Source organism: Pseudomonas pseudonitroreducens, from assembly GCF_021603645.1.
Lineage (GTDB): Bacteria > Pseudomonadota > Gammaproteobacteria > Pseudomonadales > Pseudomonadaceae > Pseudomonas > Pseudomonas pseudonitroreducens.
On record NZ_BQHJ01000065.1, the window covers coordinates 1 to 346 of the forward strand.

Annotated in this window: 1 pseudogene; it reads right to left on the reverse strand. The window is 70.2% G+C overall.

What is annotated here, in order from left to right:
* Positions 1-346: pseudogene (locus tag L6D89_RS32485) on the reverse strand (type VI secretion system Vgr family protein); the annotation flags it as partial.

Here is a 346-nt window from a genome sequence, read left to right on the forward strand (position 1 = left end):
CCTTCGACCTTGAGCACCTGGCCGGGGGCCAGGGCGGCGCTGCTGCTGGCGCCACTCAGGCGAAGCTGGTCGTTGAGGTAGCGCTCGTGGGCCAACTGGGCGTAGAACACGCCGCTTTCGGCATGGCCTTCTTCATCGCCGCGCGCCAGGGGATCGCCGAGGGTCTGGTAGGGCTCGTCGGCGTAATGGTAGGCCTCGCCGTAGGTGGTGCTGGCGCCGCGGGTCAGGTCGGCCTGGCCGTCGAGGTTGGCGCCGGCGTCGCGTGAGTAGTAGGCGCGGGAGCTGACCAGTTGCTGCACGACCTGGTGGCTGGCCTGCAGCTCCCAGACGGCATCCTGGCCGCTGC